This window comes from Paenibacillus litoralis (assembly GCF_046244365.1).
Taxonomy (GTDB): Bacteria; Bacillota; Bacilli; order Paenibacillales; family NBRC-103111; genus Paenibacillus_V.
Genome location: NZ_CP176395.1, coordinates 5966749 through 5989329 on the forward strand (window position 1 = coordinate 5966749; position 22581 = coordinate 5989329).

A 22581-nucleotide genomic window follows, 5' to 3' on the forward strand; every position below is an offset into this window, starting at 1 on the left:
GCGGGTCCGCATACGGCGGTTCCAAAAGGTTAACAAAGCTCCAAATAACGTGAAAGCAGACTTTTCAGCCCTTTCGCTTCCCAATAGGAAGTGGGAAGGGCATTATTTGTGTTTCGAGACATTTCCCATACGCCTCGCCTGGAATTGGCCATGACAAAGCAAGCCCACTCCGGAACGCCGAGTGCTCGAAGCTCGCGAATTCGAGTGCGTACCCGTTTCCACTGCTTCCATAGGCACATGCGTAATCTTCGACGAATCCACTGGTCGAACTTCTCACAGTGGTTCTTTGCTGAGGCCAAACGAAAATAGCCAATCCAGCCTATGAGGTATCTGTTTAGTTGCGTAATACGGTTTTCCATGGACATTGACCGCGATCGGTTCGTTAGCTCTCGGACTTTCTCTTTGAATCGTGAGAGCGTTTGTGGAGCTAGACGAATCGTCGCTTTCTTGTCCCTCAGAAAACTAAAGCCCAGAAACTTGCGGTTCCAGGGCCTGTCTACCGCACTTTTCTCTCGGTTCACCTTCAGTTTCAGCTTTCCTTCTACGAAGCGAGTCACCGATTCCATCACACGATCACCTGCACGTCTACTGGCCACGAAGATGTTGCAGTCGTCCGCATAGCGGACGAATTGTAGGCCTCGTTTGGTTAGCTCTTTGTCCAGATCATCCAGTAGAATGTTCGCCAAAAGCGGACTCAATGGGCCGCCTTGCGGCGTTCCTTCTTCCGTTTTCTCTAGTGCCCCATCCGCCATGACTCCGGCATTCAGGTAAGCACGAATCAGTTTCAAGACACGCTTGTCCTTCACTTTGCGTGCTACCCTTGCCATGAGCATGTCATGATTGACTCGGTCAAAGAATTTAGCCAGATCCATGTCTACGACCCATCTAAGGCCGCTTTGAACGTAGATTTGTGCTTGTTTGACGGCGTCGTGCGCCCGTTTCCCTTGACGAAATCCATAACTGTACCAAGAGAAATCCGCGTCGAAGATCGGATTCATGACTTGTAGAAGCGCCTGCTGGAGGAAGCGATCCATCACGGTCGGGATGCCGAGCAGCCGTACGCCGCCTCCGGGTTTGGGGATTTCCATCCGTTTGACTGGCGCGGGTCTGTACGTTCCCGCGAGGAGTTCGACTTTCGCCGCGTCCCAGTGTGTTTTCAGGTAAGCCTGTAGTTCTGCTACCGTTACACAGTCCACCCCGGGAGCTCCTCCGTTTTGCACCACTCGCTTGTAAGCCAGTCGAAGGTTGTCTCCTTCGAGCATTCGCTCTAGCAGGTCGTTTTGGTCTTCGCGAGAAGAAGGGGCGACTTGTGCCGTCGAAGAACTCGGCGCTCCGGCATGCCCTGACGGCTTCACCGCTTCTCTTTGCCGCGAGCTCTCTTGCGAGATTTTCTGCTGTCTTTGCTCTTCGCTCGAACGCATCGGTTTCCTCTCTCCTTTCGGTTCGGCCCTTCCGCAAGTTGTTGCAACAACGAACGTACTATGGCCTCTGCTGACTCCTGCGGATTCAGCAGAGCCTTCCGGCTCTGGTTACGAAATCACTTCGCGTATTCCGCAGGCCTCCCCAGATAAGAACGTCATCTTTCCGCCCGCGCTTGCCCAAGTCTACGGCCGCAGCCCTTGGCAGCTTTGGATTTTGTCTTGTAATGGAGACTCATCCGACTGCGACCGCCTCAAATTGGATTCGTGTACCTCAAGCCGTGCGTTTGCCGTAAGCTTCCTTCAGATTCCGCCTCGCGACGGACACCCTTGCTCTTGGCTAATGGTAGGCGCTTGCCAGCCCCCATTCCGGACTTTCACCGTAGAGATGACGCCCATGCTGGGCGTACATGCAAAAAAGGCTGACGGCGGTTGCCGTCAGCCTTTTCCTTCGGTCGACATTCGCGGAACGAACGTGACCGGTATGTGATGCTCCTTGATTTCGGCAGGCTGCGCGTATGGATCCAGCCCGGCTTTTTCCAGCTTACGGCCTTCCCCCAAATGCGTAAGGAGCCATTCGATCATAAGCTTGGCCTGCCTCTTATGCGGAATCGCGAAGGTGCTCATGCTCGGATAGCTGTCCCTCGCGAATGCTTCATCGTTGATCCCGATGACTTGGAATTGCTCCGGAACCGCATAGCCTCGCTCCAGAAGCTTCATCATGACGCCGAAGGCGACATGATCGTCAAAGCCGATCATGCCGACAGGCCCCGTCGAGCCGGCCGCCGCCCGAATTCGGACGATCTCCTCGATCGCCTGCTCCGCGCTGCGATCCGACATTTCGACGACATGGACGCCGCAGTTTTTCGGGAGTGCCAGGCACCCCTCCGTAAATCCGCCACGCCTCTGCCGATCGGTTGCTTCGGCCGACTTGGAGCCCAGGTAAATAAGCGTGCCGCAGCCTTTTGCATGCAAGTAACGAACCGCTTGGACGCATGCGGCGTAAAAGTCGAGATTGACGATGCCGACCGCGGCATCCGACGGCCACTCCCAGGCATTGAACAGCATGATCGGCGTTTCGCTGCCTACGAGGCGCTTGATCGATTCATGACTCATCGTCAAACCGTGACAAAACAAGCCGTCTACGCGGCGTTCCAGCAGCGCTTCAAGATGGCGCTTCTCCTTGGCCGGATTCAAGCGGGAGGAAAATACGGACAAATGATACCCGCATTGATGGGCCAAGTTCTCCATCTCCTCCGCCAGTTGGCCGAAATAGCTGCCGAAGCCCGGAATCAGCATGCCCAGCTCGTTCGTTCGCTGCTTGCTGAGGCTTGCGGCCATCCGGTTCTTGCGGTAGCCGAGCCGGCTGGCGGCCTCTTCCACCTTACGGATGACTTCATCCGAAAGCGGCACGTCGCGGCGGTTGAGCACGTTCGATACAGTGGCGATGGATACCCCCGCTTCCTCCGCAACGTTCACTACGGTCACCGTTCGATTCTGGCTGCGTCCGGACCGCTTGGGTGCCGAGGCTGTCGCCGCCTTAGAAGCCGTTTTGTCCGTCGGCTCCGTCATGGCCGACTCGTCCTTATCCTTTACGCCGTTCTGCCCGGCCTGTTCGTCCTTGCTTTCTTTCACTCGTACCAATACCCCTTATGTCCTTTTTCCAAGCGCATGAGCGCTTCCAAGTAATAGTAGTCTCCCCAAACGTTGAAGCCGTCCGGTGCGAGATTTCCTCTGACGTGATAAGAGCCGTGCTTGATAAAGCCTTGGGCATCCTTCTCGCCGACCGTCGAATAACGGTTCACTAGCGATGTCAAGCTCCGATTCACCGCTTCCCGCAGGTAAGCCGCATCGGGATCATTCTCTTCGAGATGCGAAAGGATTTCGAGCATCCCGCACGCCGCGATCGCGGAAGCCGAGCTGTCCCGGTACGTTTCGGCCGTAACCGGCACGTTGAAATCCCAGTACGCCACTTCGTCCTCGGGTAGATGCGCGACGAAATAGCGGGCGAGCCGCTTAGCCGTTTCGAGAAACGTCTTCTCTCCAGTATATCGGAAAGAAAGCGCAAATCCATAAATGCCCCAAGCCTGCCCGCGTGTCCAGGTAGAGCCGTTCTGATAGCCCTGGTGCGTACTGCCGCCGATCGGCTGGCCGGTCTCGGGCACGAAATGGAACGTATGGTACGACGAATCGTCGCCGCGAACGAGAAAGCGCTGGCTCTTCTTCGCATGAAGCAAGGCGATTTCCCGATATCGGGCTTCGCCGGTTTGCTCATAGGCCCAGTATAATAGAGGCAGATTCATCAAGCAATCGATGATGATGCGTCCCCCGTTATCCGGATCGCCCTTCGGCCCCCACGCTTGAATATATTCGCCCTCCGGACGCCAGCGGTTCAAGAGAACGTCAGCCGCTTGAAGCGTCAACCGCTTGGCGTTCTCGTCCTTCTCGATCATCCACTGGGCCTTCGAGGACAGCGAGTAAAGAAAGCCGATATCGTGATGATCCAGCGCGCGCATCGCTTCGATGCGTTCCCGGAAGCTTTCGATCGTTCCGCCGGCCGCCTCGGCAAAAGCCTTGTCTCCGCTATATTCGTAGCACAGCCACAGGATTCCGCTCCAAAACCCGTCCGTCCAATCCGTATTCGGATTCAGCTGATAAACGCCGTCCGATTCGCTTACATGCGGGAATTGTCCGTCAAACCTTGCTATATTCGCTTTCGTCACAGCAACGGCGTCTTCAATCGCCTGCTTCCACATTCACAACACGCTCCCATTATTTAAACGTTTAAATACAAATAAAATGTACACTTTAAACGTTTAAACTGTCAATCCTTTTTTGTAAGCGCGCACATTGGATTTTCGGGAGTTCTTCGCGCAATCGAGCCGTTATGTACATTTCATTCACTTTAATGTATATTTATTCACATTATAGAAGGAGGGATTTTTCATGCATTTTCTAAGCCTTTGCGATTTGTCCCGGATTCAAATAAACGAAATTTTCACATTGGCCGATCGGCTCTCTGCTTCTCCTCATGCAAGACCGTTAAGCGGAAAAACGTATGTGCTTTTTTAGCGACGGTGGGCAAGCCCTCCCTTGAAAATAACCGCAATTACACGTTTTACGCGGACCTGGATGCCGCACTCCCCGGCAGCGACGTCATCTTGACGGACAGCTTGCTCGCCGATAGGCGTAACGAGAGCTATTTGCATCGTTATCAAATCACGCTGGAGCGAATGCGTAAGGCGAACGAGCAAGCTCTGCTCAATCCTTGTCCGCCCTTTTACCGGAACGAAGAGGTTAGCATCGACGCTATCGCTTCCGAATATTTCGTCGGCTATGATTTCAAGAAAGTACTGATTACGGTTCAGCAAGCGGTTCTTCTCTACTGCAGCGGCATAACAAGCATATAAGCGCAAAAAAAACCTTTTGCCCGCAGCCCGTAAGCCGCTAGCAAAAGGTTTTCTACGTTTTCTTATCCGATGAGGCCAAACTCTTTCCCGACCTTCGCCAGCTTCTCCAGCGCAAAATCGAGATCCTGACGCGTATGCGTCGCCGTAACGATCAGCCGTACGCGGCCTTTGTCCAACGCCACGGTAGGGTAAACGATGCCTTGCGCAAAAATGCCTTCCTGCAGCAAACGGTCGGACACCTTCATCGTTTGCGCCGGATCGCCGATAATAATCGGCACGATAGGCGTTTCGCTAGCGCCGGTGTCGAAGCCGAGCTTCTTCAGCGAATCGCGGAAATAGTTCGCGTTGCCCCACAGCGTCTCCATCAGCTCCCCGCCGCTCTTCTTCAGCACGCGCACGGCCGCAAGACAAGTTGCCGCAACCGATGGCGGCTGGGAAGTGCTGAACAGGAACGGACGCGCTTTATGAATCAGGAAGTCCTTCAGAACTTGCGGACCTGCCATGTACCCGCCGACAGCGCCGATTGCCTTCGACAACGTGCCGACTTGAATGTGCACGCGTCCGTTCAGGCCGAAATGATCGGTCGAGCCTTTGCCGTTCGTACCGAGCACCCCGCTCGCATGGGCATCGTCGACATAAACGATCGCATCGTATTTCTCGGCGAGCTCGACGATCGCGGGCAGCGGCGCAATGTCGCCATCCATGCTGAACACGCCGTCCGTGACCACTACGCGGGAGCGGAAGCTACCGCTTTCCTTCAGCCGCTGTTCGAGCTGATCCATATCTTTATGGGCGAAAATTTTACGGTTCGCCTTGGTCAGCCGAATCCCGTCGATGATGCTCGCATGATTGAGCTCATCGCTGATGACAACGTCGTCGGCGCTAAGCATGGAACCGAGAATCCCCTGGTTCGTCGTAAAGCCGGATTGGAACACGAGCGTAGCTTCCGTTCCTTTGAAGGCAGCCAGCTCCTGCTCGAGCTGATCGTGAATCGCCAGCGTTCCGGTAATCGTGCGCACGGAGCCGCTTCCGACGCCGTACGTTTCGATCGCTTCGATCGCCGCCTTCTCCAGATCCGGATGGCTAGTCAAGCCTAGGTAGTTATTGGACGACATCTGCAGCACCTTGCGTCCGTTCAGCTCCATCCAGGAGCCGGAGCCGCTTTGCCACACGGTTAACGGCCGGTACCTGCCGTCCTGCTTCAATTGGTCGAGCTCTGCCGCCAAATGGTTGAAATTCGCCATCGAATACGCCTCCAATGATCGTTCCGTAATATTTCAATGAAACACAATACAGCTGCGGATTGCTATAAGGGCCTCCAGCCTTCCATTGAACTCGCGTTCCAGGAACTTCTTTAATGGTAGAACGCGAGTTCAAAGGCGGCACACAGCGAAGCTCCTTTACGAGCACCGTTATAGCATCCTCCGCATCGGTGTTTCTCCTAATTTTTACGGAAATTCTGTGATACTCTACTCATGTATAAAAACGATTTTGCCGCACTTGCCCGACGTCATCAGCTCGAAAGCTTCTTCGAACTGCTCCAGCTTCATCCGGTGCGTAATGAGCGGCTTCAGGTCGATCCGGCCGCGCTCGAGCAGCCCTTTCATCTGGTACCACGTGTCGTACATTTTCCGTCCGGTAATGCCTTCTACGCGCAGCCCTTTGAAAATGATATGACGCGAAAGGTCGAGCGATACTTCCTTCGTCGGAATGCCGAGCAGCGAAACGCGTCCTGCATTCGCTGCCGCTTCAAAGCCGTCGCGGATCGCGGCAGGGTGACCGGACATTTCCAGCACGACCTCTACGCCTTCCCCGCCCGTCTGCTCGCGAAGCGTTTCGGCCATCGGCACCTCGGCGCTGTTGATCAGTACGTCGGCTCCCATCGACTTCGCCATGTCAAGCCGGTACGGATTGATATCCACCGCGAAAATCGTGCCCGCTCCGCAGGCCTTCGCCACCTGAATGGCCATCAGCCCGATCGGACCGACGCCGATGACGGCGACCGACTTGCCGACAATGTCGCCCGATAGCACGGTTTGCACGGCATTTCCCAGCGGATCCTGCAAGCAGGCGATTTCAAACGGCATATCCTTGCTGTTATGAATGACATTGCTCGCCTTGACGATCGCATATTTCGCGAAGCAGCCCGGCGCCGTAATACCGAAGCTCTTCGTATACGGGCAAACGTGCGCATTGCCTGTGCGGCAAGCCCTGCAAACGCCGCAGACGATATGCCCTTCGCCTGAAACATGATCGCCCACCTTGACGTTCGTCACATTTTCGCCTATCGCTTCGACGATCCCGGCAAACTCATGTCCGAAAACGTTCGGGGTAACGACCGTGCTTTCGGCCCACTGATCCCATTTGTAAATATGCACGTCGGTTCCGCATAAAGAAGTCGCTTTCACGCGCACGAACACTTCATCCGGCCCGAACGTCGGCACCGGCACTTCTTTATAGACGGCCCCGGGCCCACGCGTTTCCTTGACGAGTCCCCACATCATTTCAGTCATCCGTAATCCCCCTTATGAAATGAACACCTATCCCGTAAAATCGGCTTCGCCTATGTACATGTTCGCTTCGTCTTTATGGCGACGAACGACTGAGCGTTACCGATTGTTTGATACGACATGATAGAGTGATCAAAGCTAATTGATGTTGTTGTACAATATATTATACATATGTGCGTTATATTGTACAATGGGGATTTTGACGATTTCTTCGAATGCTTAGGTAGTTGTCGTCAAACTCGGCCGATAAGCCTTTATGTAAGCGGATTTGTTCCGGGCTATCATGCATTTCGGCATGTGTGTTCCGGCAGTAGGTAATAGGCTCGGGGACGGCTGTCACTTTTTTCATCGCGTTACTCACTTCTCCTTCATCATATGCGTTTCTATGAAGAACGTCAATTATATTGCACAAACGTACAACATAACGACCGACACTCCGGTTGCTGTCGAACGGCCACTCGTATAATATAGAAAACAGAACTCAACAAACCGGAGGCACTTATGGAAATAACGGAACCCATTCATAAAAAAATCGGCAAAAACCTGCAAGCGATCCGAAAGGCTCGTGCGCTATCCCTCGATCAAGTAGCGGAGTTAACGGGCGTCAGCAAAGCGATGCTCGGTCAAATCGAGCGCGGCGATTCGAATCCGACGATATCGGTGCTGTGGAAAATAGTAAACGGCCTGCGCATCTCCTTCACTTCCTTGATCGAGAATGACACCGCCAAAGTACTGATCGTCCGCCGCGACGATTTGACGCCCTTGCTCGAAGAGGAAGGGGCCTATCGGGTATTCCCGTTCTTCCCGTTCAACCAGCAAAAACATTTCGAAATCTATACCGTCGAAATGGACGCGGGCTGCAGCCATACGTCGGAAGCGCATAACGAAGGCGTCGAAGAATACATTCTCGTCATCGACGGCGAGCTGGACGTCCGTTTCGAGCAGGAATCCCACCGTGTCAAAGCGGGGAGCGGCATCCACTTTACCGCCGACCAGCCACATACTTACGTCAACTCGGCTGACACCGTCACCAAGTATTACACCTTGATTTACTATCCGGAGTAAAAGGAAAGCTAATCCTTTCCCAGTAAAAAGAATTACAGAATGCCAACCGCCGCTCTATACGCATACGCCTGCACTAGCGCTTAGGCCCTACTAAAGTGGCCTAAATAGGCCACATCATATGATCATGAGCCCCCGGCAGAATATTTCCTGCCGGGAGTTTTTATATACTTTCCTCCAATGGCCGATGATCGGGAATTACTTTAGGAGAATGAGCGGGCGGAGCATGATATAACGGTCGGATAGTTTACGGGCCGACTTTTGAATTCGCGTTCAACCTTAAACCCTAATCATAGGAACGCGGATTCAATGGAAGGCAGGAGGCCGTTATATCGTGCGTAGTCACCGAATTCTCCTTGATAACCCTACTTCGAGCCCGTCAAAGCAATCCCCTCGATAAACGACCGCTGGAACACCAGGAACAACACGATCATCGGCCATATCGCCAGCACCGACCCGGCCATCATCGTCGGATAATCCGTCGTATGCTCCCCCTGCAAAGAGGCGAGACCGACGGACAGCACCATTTTTTCCGGCGAATTGTTGACGATCATCGGCCACATCAAGTCGTTCCACGACCACAGTATCGTAAAAATCGCCAACGCCACGAGCCCCGATTTCGCCAGCGGCAGCATGATCCGCCAGAAGATCGTAAACTGGTTGCAGCCGTCAAGCTTGGCCGCCTCCTCCATCTCCTTCGGCATCGTCATGAAAAACTGCCGCAGCAGGAACGTCCCGAACGCGCTGAACAAACCCGGCACGATCAGCGCTTGCAGCGAGTTCAGCCACCCGAGATGCTTCATGATCATGTACTGCGGAATGATAAACACTTGTCCCGGCACCATGAGCACGGACAGCATCAGCAGAAACAAGAAGTTTCGTCCCGGGAACTCCAGCCGTGCGAACGCATACGCCGCCAGCGCGCAGAAGATCAGCTGTCCGATCGTTTTGGCGACCGTCGTGACGATCGTATTCCAGTAAAACGTCAAGAACGGCAGCGCGTCGATGACATTGGAGTAATTGCTCCAGCGGAACGTTTTCGGGAAAATAACCGGCGGAATTTGCGTCGATTCTCCCAGCGATTTGACGCTCGTAAGCAGCATCCAAATAAACGGAACGACCATGACGATCGCGCCCAGCACAAGAATGAGATGCACGATCGCCTTTCCTCGGTTGAATGGTTTCGCACCCATGCCGCATCCCTCCCTAACGCTATTCGTAATGAACCCATTTCTTCTGAAGCTTCATCTGGACATATGTCACAATCATAATGATGGCGAACAGCACAACTGCCACCGTCGCCGCATAGCCCTTCTGATTCAGCATGAACGCATATTTGAAGAACAAATACACGACGGATTGCGTCGCCTCGATCGTAATGTTTCCGACCATCAGGAAGATGATGTCGAACACCTGGAAGGCATTGATCAGACCGAGAACCGCGACGAAGAAAATCGTCGGCGACAGGAGCGGAAGCGTAATCTGGAAAAACTTCGTAAACGGCCCCGCCCCGTCGATTTCAGCCGCCTCGTAGTAGGAAGACGATATGCCTTGCAGGCCCGACAGGAAAATGACCATGTTATGGCCGATTGAGCTCCAGACCGCTACGATGACGACCGAGAACAACGCGATATTCGGATCCGTCAGCCACTTCGGCCCTTTGATGCCGATAAAGCTTAGCGCGTAATTGATCAAGCCGTAATCGGCGTTGTACAGCCACTTCCATACCATCGCCACGGCGGCGGGCATCGTTACGACCGGCAAAAAATAAATCGTCCGGTAAATCGTCAATCCTTTAATTTTCTGATTCAACAGCGTGGCGATCAGGATCGACAAGAAAATGCTGATCGGCACCATGCTGATGATGTAAATAAGCGTATTGCGAAACGCCCTCAGGAGCGACGGGTCGTCGCCGAGCTTCTTGTAATTATCGAGTCCCGCCCATGTGTAATTGCCGAATGCGCCCCAATCGGTGAACGTGTAGAAAAAGGTTTGCACGACCGGCCATATGTAAAACACGAGCAGCCCGATCATAAGCGGCGCAATCATGACATAGCCCCAAAACCAGTCCTTCGTCGTAATGGATTTTCTTTTTTTGGCCGATTGTCCGGCATCTGCCGATGTACGCATATGGATTCCTCCGTTCAAGCATAAACGGCTTCGTCTATTTCTAAGGACGACCCGTTTCCTTCCAAAGACGCGTTGCAGGGAATGCACTCTTCTAAAAAACCGGCCCTGCACATGAGCGAGAGCCGGTCGGAACGCCTATTTTTCCTGCGCTAGCGCTTCGTTCATTTTTTGACCGAGCTGTTTGGCCGCTTCTTCGACTTTCATTTCGCCCGACCATGCCTTCTGCAAGATATCGGTCTCGAGCGTGTTCCACTTCGCCGTGTCTTTGGAGGCCGGATACGGCTTCGAATAACCGACCATATCGATGAAGGCCTTCAAATTGAAGTTCGGCATCGATTTGACCCAGGCGTCTTGCGTCCCGTTGAACGCCGGAATAACGGCGCCGGTTTTGGCTTGTATATCCGCCGCTTCCTTGGAAGCGAGAAATTTCAGAAATTCCCATGCTTCGTTAGGGTACTTCGTTTTGGCGGCAATCACGTTGCCGAGGCCGTGGATGACGACCGCTTGCTGCTTGTTCTTCGGCAAAACGGCTACGTCGACTTTATCCTTCGTGTATTCGTTCTTGGAATAATCGAGCGCGCTCCAAGACCCGTCGTAGAACATCGCCACCTTCCCGGATTGAAACATGCTAAGCGGGGAGGAATCGGTCATTTGGGCCAGCGTTGGGGACACTTTGTGCACATGGATCAAATCCGTCCAAAACTTGAGGCCTTGAATCGCCTCCGGCTTGTCGTAGCCGGAAGTCTTTTTGTCTTCGGATATGACATAACCGCCCGCCTGCGGAATCGTGTTGTAATAGCCGCCCTGACCGTCCAGCGCCGCCGCGATGCCCCATACCCCTTTGGACGGATCGGTCAGCTTTTTGGCCGCATCGACGAGCGTATTCCAGTCCCAGTTGGCATCGGGATACTTCACGCCGGCTGCATCGAACATTTTTTTGTTATACCATAAACCGATCGTATCGTAGTCCTTGGGCACCCCGTAGTTTTTGCCATTGACCGTGTAGAGCTGAACCAGGGAAGCCGGGTAGTTGCCCATGTCGAGTTTGTCTTGCGATATTTTCCCCGTAATGTCCATTAGCTGCCCGTTCGCGGCGTATTTGATAATGTTCGGGCCGTTGATCCATAGCACGTCGGGCAAATTTTCGCCGATCGCCGCCGTCTCCATCTTCTGAAAATATTGCTTGTACGGCGTATGCTCAATCGTCACGTTGATGTTCGGATGCGTCGTCTTGAATTTCGCGATGATCTCTTCCATAGCCGGAATTTGCGCCTGCCCCCATAGCGCATATTTCAGCGTAACCTGCTTGCCTGTTTCCGTCGTGCCGCCTGGGGAAGGGGAAGCTCCCTGCTCCGTCTTTTTGGCGCAAGCGGGAAGCACGACCACAGTAAGAGCCAGCGCGGCAGTCAGCCATTTTCGTTTCACGATCTTTCCTCCCTTGTTAAGGATTTTCGCAATTAGATTTCTCCTCCCGTTCCGGATTTATGCGCCGAGAAAGTTCTCGTACTAGTGAATCTTTCCTTATGAACCGCAGGTTTTTGCTGTAAACTATTCCATAAAGGCATGCGAGGGAATCCTCTTTATTACGGAAAGGGTGGAAGGCGTTGAACATTTGGGAAGGCAAAAAAGTCAGATTACGGGCAATCGTACCCGATGATTGGATGAAGTTTCATGAAAATGATCAGGATTCGGAGGGAGCCCGATCATCGGATGCCGTATACTTTCCAAGATCAGAAGCAGGAACGAAGTCGTGGGCGGAACATCAAGCCTCTAAAGGGGCGGATGGGGACAATATTATGCTTGCTGTCGAAACTCTCGATGGAGAATTAGTAGGAAGTATCAATTCCCATAGCTGTGATGCCCGAAATGGAACTTTTAAGTATGGCGTGGCTATTTTTCGCAGAAATTGGCGGAATGGCTATGCATCGGACGCTGTGAAAATCTTGCTCCGTTATTTTTTTAATGAATTGCGTTATGAGAAAGTAACGGCGCATATTTATGCTTTCAACGAAAGCTCCATTAGATTGCAAGAGCATCTTGGCTTTACACAAGAAGGGAAGCTTCGAAAGATGATTTTTACAAATGGACAACACTACGATGAATACGTTTTTGGGCTGTTGAAAAATGAATGTGATGGCTGGAAGTAAAATAAGAAAAACCGTCCGGAAATCACGGACGGTCCTTTGGTGCATGGCTCTACGTTTGTGCGTGTCGGAGGGAATAGGTAGGGGCGGCTTTCAACCGCTCTTGAAATCGTGTTTCATTGAACTTGTTTTGCGATAATAACACGATTTCAAAGGCGGCCAATAGCGAAGTTCCTTTGCAGCCCCCCCGCGCGGACCGTTCATTCCTGCCCCGCTCCCGTCCCCTTCCGCTTATCCCTGTAGTCCGACGGCAGCTCGCCGGTATGCTTCTGGAATACTTTCGTGAAGTAGCGGCGCTCCGCAAAGCCGACGGCTTGACCGATTTGCGCCACGCTTTTGTCCGTAAGCAGCAGCTGGGACTTCGCCTGCTCGATGCGCAACTTGGTCAGATGCTCCAGGAACGTTTCGCCGAACGTTTGCTTGAACAATAAACTGAAATAGCTGGGACTGATGCCGAGGAAATCGGCGATGTCCTGGGTACCGAAGTCGCTGCCGAGCTGACGCTGCATATAATCCTGCGCCGCCACCATAAGCGTTTCGCTCGTTTTCTTTTTGGATGCCGATTCGAGGCTGCGGCGGGTTATCTCGTTAACGATGTCGATCAGGTCGGAGATGCTCTGCACCTGATCGAGCTTGCGCCATATTTGCTCCTCGGCCTCGCCCGCGATCGACCGGATTTCCCTCATTTCCCGGAGCAGGTGAAGCGCCACAAAATGCAGGATCGGCATCACGCGCTCGATCGACTGCTCCGACACCGAACGGATGATTGGACCCAGCCTGAGCAGCGCCTTTTCCGTTTTGTTGCGGTCGTTCTGCTTGAGTCCCGCCACAAGATCCTCCGTCAAATTCCATAGCGATTCGCCGGCGCCGGACTCGTCCTTCGTTTCTTCGCTGACGAGCATTGCCTTCGGCTGCGATTTTCCGAGCTGAATCGATCGCTGCAGCTTTTTGTACACATTGGCGAGCTCACCGATCTGCACCTGTCCGGGATAGGCGACGACGCTGACCGATAGCTTGACATTGCTTGCAACCTCCTGCTGCAGCCGCTCGCCCCACCGCAGCGTATCCTCCGTCTCGGGCGGAGACGCTTCCTTGTCGCGCTCCACGAGGACGCACCATTCGCCTTCCCGCATTTGCAGCACCACATAACGGAGCGACCAGACGGACAGCGCCTCCTGCAGCACATTGCGCACCGCAAAGCTCCACAGCTTCCGCTCCTTGTCGTTCCAGCCGAGCGACAGCTGGGAATACCGGTCCAGATCGACCAGCAGCACGGCATAACGGAACTGCTCCAGATCGGCTTCCTCCTCGGCCATCACGTAGAGAGGATGAACCGAAGCATAGTTGCGCATGACGTCATGCAATATTTTTTCGTAAGCGAGATTCGCCACGCTTGTCCATCGTTTATTCCGCTGCTGCTTATTCCGCTTCTTCATGCGGATGCGTTCTCCGAGCTTGCCGATCGTCGCCGCCAGCTCCTCGTAATCGATCGGCTTGACGATATAATCGCTGACGCCGAGCTTAAGCAGCGACCTCGCGTACTCGAACTCCTGATACCCGGTAATCATCAGCACCTCGGCATGTTCGTTAAAGGAGCGAAGCTCCTCGATAAACCGGATGCCGTCCATTCCGGGCATGCGGATGTCGCTTAAGATTAAATCCGGACCGTGCTCCTTCACGATATCCAGCGCCTGAAGCCCGTTGCGCGCAAGCCCTACGACCTCGAACGCCAGCTCCTCCCAAGGGATAACGGCCTCCAGATTGCGCAATATATTCGGTTCATCGTCCACCAGCAGCGCTTTGAGCCGCAACCTGCTCGCCCCCTCTTTTGGGTATCACACATTTGACGACCGTTCCCTTCCCGGGTTCGCTGCATAGGAAAAGGCCGTAGCGTAAGCCGTAATGAATGCGGATGCGGTCGGCTACGTTGCTTAATCCGAGTCCGTTCCGTTCTCCCCTGGCCATCCGTTCCCCTTCAGGAAAAGCGGCTCCCCCTGCAAACCCGGCAGCTTGCGGACTTCCGGACTCCGCTCCCTCCGTGTCGTCCCGGTCCGCGTGATAACGGAATGCCGCCAGCCGGCTTGGCGCGATGCCGAGACCGTTGTCCTCGACGAACAACGAGAACCGGTCCTCTTCCTCCTCGGCGTAAATCCGGATGTGTCCCATATAGCCGATCCCCTCGAAGCCATGCTGAATGCTGTTCTCCACCAGCGGCTGAAGCGTCAGCTTCAAGATCGGATAGGCCAGCAAGGACGAAGGGATGCCGATCTCGTAATCGAAGCAATCCTCGAACCGGAACTTCTGGATGTCCAAATAGCTCTTAAGATGGTCAAGCTCCTGCTTTAGCGGGATTTCTTCCTTCGGGTGCATGCTGATGCGAAGCAGATTGCCGAGCTGATGGACCATTTGGCTGACCTTTTTGCCTTTGTTCTGAATCGCCATCACATTGATCGACTCCAGCGTATTGAACAAAAAATGCGGCTTGATCTGAGCCTGCATCAGCATCAGCTCCGCCTTGTTTTTGCGGTCTTGCTGCACCCGGACCTCCTCAAGCAGCCCTTCGATACGCTCCGTCATGCTGTTGAAGCCATGAGCCAACACCGACGTCTCGTCATCGCCCCGGTGCGCCACACGGACGCTCAAATCGCCCCGTTCCACCCGTCTCATCGAGCCGACGATCCGAAGAATAAATTGGATGATGTTGCGGACGAACACGAGGTTGAAAATGAGCGCACTGCCGATGCATAACAGCGTGATGAGCGCGACCCAGCGCATGATGGCCGTAAGCTCCCCCGAAACCGCCTCCCAAGGCGTAAAGAAGACGAGCTTCCAATCCGGGATGCCGAGCTCCTCCATATCCAGCCGGGCATGCGAAACGATCGTCTCCGTCCCGTCCACCTCCGACTTCGTGCTATCGATGGGTTTGGACAGATCGAATGATTTGGAAACGAGCGACAGCAAGTCGCTGCCTTCGAGCGTGCGGCGGCTGTCGAACAGGATCGTACCGTCATCCTTGGCGATCAAATACCGGTGAATGGAATCGTCCAGCGGGAAATACGAGTCGAAGATGCGCTCCAGCTCGCTGAAACGAAACCGGACGACCATCAGGCCGATCGTATCGAACGTATAGTAATCCTTCACAACGCGTAGCTGAAAAAAATCGCGTCCTTCCCCGGCAATCGGCTTCGCCTCGGCCGGCCCGATCCATTTGGGAACGCCGTTCCTTTTCACCGCTTCGGCGTAAAGCGCGCTTCCGTTCAGCTTTTCATACGGGATCATCCGCGTGACGCCGCGCCCGGCGTGAACGGTTTGGCCGCCTGTCCCATACAGCGTTACGGATTGAATCGGCGCATACGTCAGCAGCGTTCTGCGCAATTCGCTTTCGTACTCCACCAGGTGAACGGCGGAGCCTTCTCTGCTCCCGTCGCCTTCGTTCAAGCCGTGAAAGATGTTCTGGATATCGGATTTCACCATCCAGAAGTCGGAGAAGTAATTGGCTTCTTTGAACACATACGTTACGTTGCGGCCGATCGCCTTCAGCGTGAGCTCCGTTTGCTCGCCGTACTTTTTCTCGATCAGCTGCTGGGAGGAATAATAACTGACGAGGCCCAGCACGAAGAGCGGCGCAATGATGAAGGCCATAAACGCAAAAAACATTTTCTTGTTCAAACTCACGCGGATTCGCCCCTAAATATGTTCGCCTCTATTGCGGCTTCGTTCTGTTTGCCGCCTCTTGTACGCTTTGCACCATATCGAGCATCGGACGGGGACCGGTTCTGCCGCCGATTTGCTCCTGGATGCCGCGCTCGACGGCCTCCTTCACCTTCTGCTGCACGACGGCGTCGTGGGCGGGGAATACGCCCTTCGCGTTGTTGACGACATTCAGTATTTCCTGAATAATCGGCTTCACGCCGCTCAAGTCGGTCAGCTTCATAGACGGCAGCATCCCGGCTTCAAGAAGCTGGCGCTTTTGCATCTTCTCGTTGAACATTTGTACGATAAACTGCTTAACGGCGGACAATTGCCGTTCGTTCAGCTCTTTGGAGAAGCCGTAACCGTTCGAATATCCGCCCATGATGAGACCGTCCCCCGGCCCGTTCATATCGGGAAAAGGAAAAAATCCGACGTCGTCCGCGATTTTGGAAACACCCGGATCGATGAGCGGCGAATTCGCCCAGCTGCCGTCCACCATCATCGCGGCTTGTCCGGACATAAACGGCCCCGCCTGTTCCAAATATTTTAAAGCCAGGCTGTTTGCCTGCATGTATCCGTTTTTCAGCAGCAAATCATACTTGGTAAACGCTTCGACTACCTCCGAGTCGTTCCACTTTTTGGAGCCCGAAACGAAGCCTGCCACCGAATCGGCTCCCGCCAGCCGCACCCACATGTAGTTTGCGGTCATAAGCGGCGCCCAGCCTTCCTTGGAGGCTAACGCCAACGGCGTATAGCCGCTTCTTTTGACCAGGTCGCAAACGCCGAGAAATTCGTCCCACGTTGCGGGCACGCTCGCGTTCAGCTTGCGAAATATCGCTTTGTTGTAATAGACGCCTTCCACATAGCCCGCCATAGGCAAACCATATACTTTCCCGTCCACCGTGAACTCGTCGAGACTAATAAAATGCTCGCGCAGCCCGAGCTCCTGCAAAATCGGCGTCAAATCGAGCAGCCGATCGGCTTTTACATAGTTTTTCGTATCGGTACCGCCGAACAGGTCGAAAATTTTGGGCGGACTGCCTGTCGCCATTTCGGCTTTCAGCGTCGTGTCGCGGTTAACGGTATCTTCAACGCCGTCCAGCTCGATTTTTAGTCCCGGAACCGCCGTTTCGGTCGCCTTCACAACGTCCTGCAGCATATCGAACCGCGTCTGCTGCGTGTCTTTCACCTGCGTATGGCGCAGCGTGATCGAGAAATTTTCCGTTTTGACGGGCGGGGTCGCAGACTGTGCGGATCCGGAGGGATTCGAATCCTTATTACCGCAGCTTGTTAGCGTAATGGCGAGAGCAGTCAATGTTGCAGCATGCGCTACGGAAACGATTTTCATCAGCATTCGACCTCCGACGGGATACGTTCATTAAATCGCTTACACGATTTTTATCTTTCATTATAATCCAAATCATGACCGAAACCTACCCGATACAAAACGCCGGGAGGAACGTGCGGCTCTTATCGATATCCTGAGGCGTTCACGTGAACGTCTCTTACTTCGCCTTCTCAAAAATGGTATGATAGCAGGCATGAAATACATTCTTATGTACAAAGGTGAAACGGATGAGTATTACCAGCAAAGAAATCGCGGAGATATGCGGCGTTTCCAGAGGTACCGTAGACCGCGCCCTGAATAATCGCCCAGGGGTGAACGAGGCCACGAAGCAAAAAGTTTTGGAGACCGCCCGGCAGCTGGGGTACCGGCCTCATTTTCTCGCCCAAAGTCTTGTTAGAGGCAGGACGATGTCGATCGGAGCAGTCATATTCGACATCAACAATCAGCTGTTTCCGCAGCTCATCCATGCCGTCGAATCCCGGGCAAGAGAAGCGGGCTACTTTCTGAACCTGACGCTTACGAACAAAAATCCGGATATCGAGAAGGAATGCTTGCACCATTTGGCGGATCGGAAAATGGACGGCATCATTCTGCTTTCCGTGAATACCGGCGCGACTTTCGAGCAGTTCATTCAGAAGCTGAACATTCCCGTCGTCACTTTCGGAAACCGGATATCCGGAACCGTTCCCCACGTATGGATCGATGACCGGAAAGCCGTGCGGGACGCCGTCACGCTGCTGGCGGCAAAGGGTTACGAGGAGATCATCTACGTCTGCCCACCCTTGTCTTTGCGCGGCCAAACGAACGTATACGCCGTAGAACAGCGGTTCGCGGGTTTTCAAGACGCCTTGGAACAGGCTAGCCATATCCGTTCCCATGTTATCGATCATAAAGGATATGTCGAAGAAATCGAAGGACGCCTGAAAGCAAACGGCAGGAGAAAAGCGATTTTCTGCACAAGCGACAAATATGCGTTGAACATTTGGCTCCATTTGAAGAAAAAAGGAATTCGGGTGCCCGCAGATGCCGGGCTTATGGGCTTCGATAATATTGAAACGCTGAAATATATGACGCCTTCCCTCTCGACGGTATCATATTCCCTCGAAACGATCGGCAACCGGCTTATCGACTGCTTGATCGGTCGAATCGAAGGACGGGAAGTGCCCCCGACCACGCTGGTCGAGCATCAAATCATAAAAGGCGAATCCTGTTAAAAGCAAGCGGATAGGGTATCCTAATCGAATCTTGTCTACAATCGCCGGAAGCCTTTAAAGTCTCCTCCTGTATCCAGGGCCGGAGACTTTTTTTATGTCGATTCGGATGAAGCGAATCTTAATGCAAGAGGATCGTGCACGTGAACGAAATGGTGTTTACATTGTTTTTGGCTATATGCTAATATAAAGTCGTTCACGTGAACGGTCTACTATTTTATTTCTAAAAGGAGACATGCGGCAATGAGCAGATTTCGATATGAAGGCGCCCGAACGAAAGGAATTTCTTTCCCGCTGGGAGGCATCGGGACGGGCAGTCTCGGTCTTGCCGGGAACGGAAGACTGATCGATTGGGAAATGTTCAACCGGCCCAGCAAGCAGAGCGAGAACGGCTTCAGCTTCTTTGCGGTGAAGGCGGAGGCGGACGGCGAGCTGCTTGACGCCCGCGTGCTGAACGGCGATCTGCATCCCTCTTACATCGGCAATATTCAAACGAGGAAACACGGCGGCTACGGCTTCGGACCGAACCGGGCGACCATGGCGGGCGTTCCGCACTTTCAGCATACCCGCTTCACCGGCGAATTCCCTTTCGCCCGGTTGCATGCGGTGGACGACTGCTTCCCGGGCGAAGTCGAGCTGACGGCCTTCAATCCGTTCATTCCGCTTAACGATAAGGATTCGAGCATTCCCGGCGCTTTTTTTGACATCGAACTGAGCAATACGACCGAGCGGACGATTACGTATACGGTCAACCTGTCGCTGACGAACCCGATGCAGGATAACAAACGCTATCATCGTTATAAGCAAAACGGAAAGATTCAGCTGATTAAGCTGTCTTCGCACGGCCATGATTTCGGCGCTCCCGAATACGGCGATCTCTGCATCGCCACCGATGCGGACGACGTCAGCTATCAAGAATACTGGTACCGCGGCAGCTGGTTCGACAATCTGGAGATTTTCTGGAAGGACTTCACCACGGCGGCCAAATTCGCGAACCGTATGTACGACTCGGCCGCAACCAAAGGAAAAGGGGAAGACGTCTGCTCTTTGGCCGCGCATTTCGAGCTCAAGCCCGGCGAGAAGCAAAACGCCCGCTTCGTCATCGCTTGGAGCTTCCCGAACTGCCATAATTATTGGAACCCGCAATCGTGCGGCTGCAGCGACGACTCGTGCAAGCCCGAGAACCCGGCGACGTGGAAAAATTATTACGCCACACTGTTCTCCGATTCCACCGAAAGCGCAGCCTATGCGCTCGGGAATTGGGAGCGGCTATACGGCGATACGAAGCTGTTCAAGGATGCGCTGTTCTCGTCCAGCCTGCCTCCCGCAGCGCTCGACGCCGTATCGGCCAATATTTCGATCCTGAAATCGCCGACCTGCCTGCGTCTGCCGGACGGTTCGTTCTACGGCTTCGAGGGCTGTATTTGCAATGAAGGCTGTTGCGAAGGCTCCTGCACCCACGTATGGAATTATGCGTACGCGCTGCCGTTTCTTTTTCCGAAGCTGGAGCGGTCCATGCGCGATCTGGATTACAAGTACAACTTCCGTGAAGACGGCAAAATGGCGTTCCGGTTGCAGCTTCCGCTCGGCAGATCGGCATCGGGATTCCGGGCCTGCGCGGACGGACAGTTCGGCGGCGTCATCAAAACGTACCGAGATTGGAAACTATCCGGCGACACCGAATGGCTCCGATCGATTTGGCCTGCCGTCAAGAAGTCGATCGAATTCGCATGGGCCGAAACGAACGAGGACCGCTGGGACGCCGACCGCGACGGCGTGCTGGAAGGCCGGCAGCATCATACGCTGGATATGGAATTGTTCGGTCCGAACGCTTGGTTGAACGGGTTCTATCTCGCGGCGCTCAAAGCGGGCGCCGAGATGGCCGGTCATTTGGGAGAAGCGGGCACGGCGAAGACGTATATGTCGCTTTTTGCAAAGGGCAAAAAATGGACGGACGAACATTTGTTCGGAGGTGAATATTACGGCCAAATCGTCGATTTGAAGGACCGCTCCGTTCTGGAAGCCTATGATGAGAGCGCCGTACGGGATTACTGGAACGAGGAAGCGAAGGAAATCAAATACCAGGTTGCGGACGGCTGCGTGATCGACCAGGTTTTGGCGCAGTGGCATGCCAATCTGTGCGGCTTGGGCGAAATATTCGATCCGGAGCAGACCCGCAAGTCGCTGGCATCCATTTACCGCCATAACTTCAAGAAAAGCATGCGCAACGTCTTCAATCCGTGCCGCTTATACAGCTTGAACGACGAAGCCGGGTTGATGATCTGCACCTGGCCGGAAGGAACCGCTAAACCGACCGTGCCGCTCACCTACGCCCAGGAAACGATGAACGGCTTCGAGTATCAGGCGGCGATTCATATGATTCAGGAGGGCTTGGTCGCCGAAGGCATGGAGATCGTCGAAGCGATTCGCGACAGGTATGACGGGGAACGCCGAAATCCGTGGAATGAATTCGAGTGCGGAAGCAACTATGCCCGATCGATGGCCAGCTACGCGCTGCTGCTCGCCTTCAGCGGCTTCGAGTACGATATGACGGCCAATCGAATCGGCTTCCATCCGATTTCGGACGGCGATTCTTTCCGCAGCTTCTGGTCGCTCGATTCCGGCTGGGGAACGTTCGAGCGGCGAGAAGGCCGGATCGAATTGAACGTGCTGTACGGTGCCCTTGAGATCGGTAGCTTGAACCTGCCGTTTATGAAAGGACAGCACACAAGCGGGATCTCGATCGGTTCGGAGCCGCTCGCCTGCAATCAGCATGACGGCCTCCTTACGTTCCCCGCGAACGTTCGGCTGCATGCCGGTCATTCGTTGCTGATCACGCTCGAGTAGGCGATAAGGTGGATGCGGTAGTTGTTCGCCAAAGCTGAAGCGGCGATCGGCCGCTTGGTAAGCGTGTGTGCGAACGCGTGCGTGCGAACCGGAGTAAATGGTCGGAACGGAGAGACCTTCCCGTCAGTCATTAGACCGCGGCGAAGGCCTCTCTTTTTTCTGGAGCAGGGCTCCATGCTGTGAAATCAAGGGAGTCTTCACGGCTCCCTGTTTTCATCGACGGAGTGTAATACACCGGAATTAAGCCATTTAGGGCTATAACGCCTAATAGTCGGTTTGAAGAGGCTGTCGATTCATTGTGTAGGAAGCATGCCATTCTTACAATATAAGTCAAAATATTAATACCTCATTTGTTGCATAACGGATTTTGAGGGCGTTATGTAAAGGAAAATAGATAAATATAAAGGAATAACGGTTTTTGGAGGTGTTATCGGGTAAAAATGGACTACTATCGATACATTTGGCGATAAATAACGACCCGAGAAGGCGCTATGATTCCGATGCGGGGTACTTGTCGGCAAATAAGGCCTCCAAAATCCGCTATCGAGGAGTATTGCCTATTCTACGCAATGAATCGACAGTCTCTTGAAGGGTATTATCGTCTACATTTCACCTAACGTTGGACCGGCCTTAAGTGCGGCCTTAAGAGAATCACATACTTAATGGGGACGGAGTTACTGCTAGTCGGACCCGTACAATTTAAGTACTTACCTACGTTCCAACTGAATGTGGGACAGTAAACTCTTAAGTCGCCCCGCTCTATTACATATAACCCCTCATCTTGTAGCGGAACGTCAACGCCTTATTT

The 22581-nt window shown here is 53.7% G+C and carries 16 protein-coding genes; 5 read left to right on the forward strand and 11 right to left on the reverse strand.

What is annotated here, in order from left to right:
* Positions 1-29: 29 nt before the first annotated feature.
* From ltrA to ACKGJP_RS25315, 3 genes are all read right to left on the reverse strand, one after another.
* Positions 30-1421 (reverse strand): group II intron reverse transcriptase/maturase, encoded by a 1392-nt coding sequence (ltrA, locus tag ACKGJP_RS25305; protein WP_409341556.1) that lies wholly within the window; start codon positions 1419-1421, stop codon positions 30-32.
* A 435-nt stretch (positions 1422-1856) separates the two neighbouring features.
* Entirely contained in the window at positions 1857-3053 is a 1197-nt protein-coding gene (locus ACKGJP_RS25310) for a LacI family DNA-binding transcriptional regulator (protein WP_409341557.1), read from the reverse strand.
* Positions 3050-4174 carry a glycoside hydrolase family 88 protein gene (locus ACKGJP_RS25315; RefSeq protein ID WP_409341558.1) on the reverse strand — a complete coding sequence of 375 codons (1125 nt, stop codon included), beginning with the start codon at positions 4172-4174 and terminating at the stop codon, positions 3050-3052. The genes ACKGJP_RS25310 and ACKGJP_RS25315 overlap by 4 nt, the downstream gene beginning before the upstream one ends.
* A gap of 321 nt (positions 4175-4495) precedes the next feature.
* Between ACKGJP_RS25315 and ACKGJP_RS25320 the strand changes: the two genes are divergently transcribed.
* Entirely contained in the window at positions 4496-4828 is a 333-nt protein-coding gene (locus tag ACKGJP_RS25320; RefSeq protein WP_409341559.1) for a hypothetical protein, read from the forward strand.
* Between the two features lie 62 nt (positions 4829-4890).
* On the opposite strand, the gene ACKGJP_RS25325 is transcribed toward ACKGJP_RS25320, so the two are convergent.
* A complete protein-coding gene (locus ACKGJP_RS25325) occupies positions 4891-6072 on the reverse strand; it encodes a glycine C-acetyltransferase (RefSeq protein WP_409341560.1) in 1182 nt (393 codons plus the stop codon).
* Positions 6073-6297: 225 nt separating this feature from the next.
* Entirely contained in the window at positions 6298-7341 is a 1044-nt protein-coding gene (gene tdh / locus ACKGJP_RS25330; RefSeq protein ID WP_409341561.1) for an L-threonine 3-dehydrogenase, read from the reverse strand.
* A gap of 498 nt (positions 7342-7839) precedes the next feature.
* On the opposite strand from tdh, the gene ACKGJP_RS25335 reads away from it, so the two are divergent.
* Positions 7840-8403, forward strand: coding sequence for a helix-turn-helix domain-containing protein (locus ACKGJP_RS25335; RefSeq protein ID WP_409341562.1), 564 nt, complete (start codon positions 7840-7842; stop codon positions 8401-8403).
* Positions 8404-8765: 362 nt separating this feature from the next.
* Here ACKGJP_RS25335 and ACKGJP_RS25340 read toward each other — a convergent pair whose 3' ends face one another.
* The 3 genes from ACKGJP_RS25340 to ACKGJP_RS25350 form a co-directional block, all read right to left on the reverse strand.
* Positions 8766-9593, reverse strand: a complete 828-nt coding sequence (locus ACKGJP_RS25340) for a carbohydrate ABC transporter permease (protein ID WP_409341563.1) — start codon at positions 9591-9593, stop codon at positions 8766-8768.
* 19 nt (positions 9594-9612) lie between these two features.
* Entirely contained in the window at positions 9613-10530 is a 918-nt protein-coding gene (locus ACKGJP_RS25345; RefSeq protein ID WP_409341564.1) for a carbohydrate ABC transporter permease, read from the reverse strand.
* A gap of 135 nt (positions 10531-10665) precedes the next feature.
* Positions 10666-11955, reverse strand: coding sequence for an ABC transporter substrate-binding protein (locus tag ACKGJP_RS25350; protein ID WP_409341565.1), 1290 nt, complete (start codon positions 11953-11955; stop codon positions 10666-10668).
* A 179-nt stretch (positions 11956-12134) separates the two neighbouring features.
* Here ACKGJP_RS25350 and ACKGJP_RS25355 point away from each other — a divergent pair, with 179 nt between their 5' ends.
* Positions 12135-12677, forward strand: a complete 543-nt coding sequence (locus ACKGJP_RS25355) for a GNAT family N-acetyltransferase (RefSeq protein WP_409341566.1) — start codon at positions 12135-12137, stop codon at positions 12675-12677.
* Between the two features lie 197 nt (positions 12678-12874).
* Here ACKGJP_RS25355 and ACKGJP_RS25360 read toward each other — a convergent pair whose 3' ends face one another.
* From ACKGJP_RS25360 to ACKGJP_RS25370, 3 genes are read right to left on the reverse strand one after another with little or no spacing between them, the layout of a single operon-like run.
* Complete coding sequence (locus ACKGJP_RS25360; protein ID WP_409341567.1) at positions 12875-14485, reverse strand: response regulator; 1611 nt, start codon at positions 14483-14485, stop codon at positions 12875-12877.
* The gene (locus ACKGJP_RS25365) at positions 14454-16349 is read right to left on the reverse strand and encodes a sensor histidine kinase (RefSeq protein ID WP_409341568.1); all 1896 of its coding nucleotides are present in this window, start codon (positions 16347-16349) and stop codon (positions 14454-14456) included. Before ACKGJP_RS25365 ends, ACKGJP_RS25360 begins: the two co-directional genes overlap by 32 nt.
* Positions 16350-16377: 28 nt before the next feature.
* Positions 16378-17715 carry an extracellular solute-binding protein gene (locus tag ACKGJP_RS25370; RefSeq protein ID WP_409341569.1) on the reverse strand — a complete coding sequence of 446 codons (1338 nt, stop codon included), beginning with the start codon at positions 17713-17715 and terminating at the stop codon, positions 16378-16380.
* A 227-nt stretch (positions 17716-17942) separates the two neighbouring features.
* Here ACKGJP_RS25370 and ACKGJP_RS25375 point away from each other — a divergent pair, with 227 nt between their 5' ends.
* Positions 17943-18929, forward strand: coding sequence for a LacI family DNA-binding transcriptional regulator (locus tag ACKGJP_RS25375; RefSeq protein ID WP_409341570.1), 987 nt, complete (start codon positions 17943-17945; stop codon positions 18927-18929).
* Positions 18930-19169: 240 nt separating this feature from the next.
* Positions 19170-21773 (forward strand): GH116 family glycosyl-hydrolase, encoded by a 2604-nt coding sequence (locus tag ACKGJP_RS25380; RefSeq protein WP_409341571.1) that lies wholly within the window; start codon positions 19170-19172, stop codon positions 21771-21773.
* Positions 21774-22581: the final 808 nt, after the last annotated feature.

Coding starts and splice junctions, on each gene's coding strand:
- ltrA (WP_409341556.1), bottom strand. CDS start 1,421: ATGCGTTCGAGCGAAGAGCAAAGACAGCAGAAAATCTCGCAAGAGAGC.
- ACKGJP_RS25315 (WP_409341558.1), bottom strand. CDS start 4,174: ATGTGGAAGCAGGCGATTGAAGACGCCGTTGCTGTGACGAAAGCGAAT.
- ACKGJP_RS25325 (WP_409341560.1), bottom strand. CDS start 6,072: ATGGCGAATTTCAACCATTTGGCGGCAGAGCTCGACCAATTGAAGCAG.
- tdh (WP_409341561.1), bottom strand. CDS start 7,341: ATGACTGAAATGATGTGGGGACTCGTCAAGGAAACGCGTGGGCCCGGG.
- ACKGJP_RS25335 (WP_409341562.1), top strand. CDS start 7,840: ATGGAAATAACGGAACCCATTCATAAAAAAATCGGCAAAAACCTGCAA.
- ACKGJP_RS25340 (WP_409341563.1), bottom strand. CDS start 9,593: ATGGGTGCGAAACCATTCAACCGAGGAAAGGCGATCGTGCATCTCATT.
- ACKGJP_RS25345 (WP_409341564.1), bottom strand. CDS start 10,530: ATGCGTACATCGGCAGATGCCGGACAATCGGCCAAAAAAAGAAAATCC.
- ACKGJP_RS25370 (WP_409341569.1), bottom strand. CDS start 17,715: ATGAAAATCGTTTCCGTAGCGCATGCTGCAACATTGACTGCTCTCGCC.
- ACKGJP_RS25375 (WP_409341570.1), top strand. CDS start 17,943: ATGAGTATTACCAGCAAAGAAATCGCGGAGATATGCGGCGTTTCCAGA.
- ACKGJP_RS25380 (WP_409341571.1), top strand. CDS start 19,170: ATGAGCAGATTTCGATATGAAGGCGCCCGAACGAAAGGAATTTCTTTC.